General features: G+C 75.0%; 1 pseudogene. It reads right to left on the bottom strand.

Annotation, left to right across the window (positions count from 1 at the left end):
• Nucleotides 1–411 (bottom strand): annotated as a pseudogene (locus tag AB0M20_RS45385) (DNA polymerase III subunit gamma and tau); the annotation flags it as partial.
• Between the last annotated feature and the right edge of the window lie 658 nt (nt 412–1,069).

Below are 1,069 nucleotides of genomic sequence, written 5' to 3'. Positions count from 1 at the left end.
CCCCGACGCTGCCGGGCCGCCCTGCGCCGGCGGCCGGCGAGTCGCGCCGCCGCTGTCGCCGCCGTCGCCCGCCACCTCGCAGCGGATGCTCCAGCGTCCGCCCAACGCCTCGTAGAGCGCATCCACCAGCAGCTGCGGCTGGTCGTTCACCATCTTGGCGTGCGCCGGGAAACGGAATGTCAGGACGACCGTCTGTCCCTCGAGGTCACGCACGGTGGCACCCGAGGCGAGTGCTGCGACCTTCTTGCTCTGCCGCCCCACCGCGGTGATGATCTCGGGCCACACCTCACGGACGGCGGCCGCGGTGAGCTGCCCCGGCGCCCCGGCCGAAACCGGCTCAACGCCGTCGTCCGGCGCGTCCGGAAGAATCGCGGATGGGTCAACCCGACGCGGCGCCCCACCGGACGGCACCCCAGGAGGCGATGCCCCAACGGACGACCCAGCGGACGACGACCCAGCGGGCTGAGCCCCAACGGGCGGCGTCCCCAGGGATGAGGCCCCGGCGGAAGGGGCGTCGGCGAGCGGCAGCCCAAGGGACGAATCTCTGGACGGCACCCCAAGGGACGAAACCCCAGGCGACGTCTCGGCGGGCGGCGCCCCCGCCGCCGCGACGCTCTGCGGTTGATCAACAGCGGGGTCGAGCTGCGCCCGAGATCCCGTGGCCTGGCCCTTTTGTTGCGTTCCAGTCGTGCGGCCACTTCGCGGCTGCGCCTCCGCGGCCCGGTCTCCCCGCGGCCGCGTTGCCGCGCCTTGACCGCCTTGCGGCGGCACCTGCCCTGGGCTCGGCCGGGCCTCGTCATATTCGTCCGCCGGAGGCTCGTCCGGCCAGTCATCGTCCCAATCAACCGCCGGCACCCCGTCGGCCTGGCCGGCCGCCCCGGACGGGCGATCGCCGCTCGCACGGCCCGCCGCGTCGGCGCCGGGCGCCTGACCAGCTCCGACGTGAGTTGCCGAGCTCTGACCGCCATCGGCCGGCGGAACACCCGCGCCGTCGCGACCATCGCCTGCGGCGGCGCCGAGCGCTCTAGCCTGCGGAGCGTCGCCTGCCATTTCGCCGCCGGCCACCGCC

It is taken from the genome of Actinoplanes sp. NPDC051633 (assembly GCF_040681735.1).
Taxonomy (GTDB): Bacteria; Actinomycetota; Actinomycetes; order Mycobacteriales; family Micromonosporaceae; genus Actinoplanes.
This window is presented reverse-complemented; position numbering and strand designations above follow the sequence as displayed.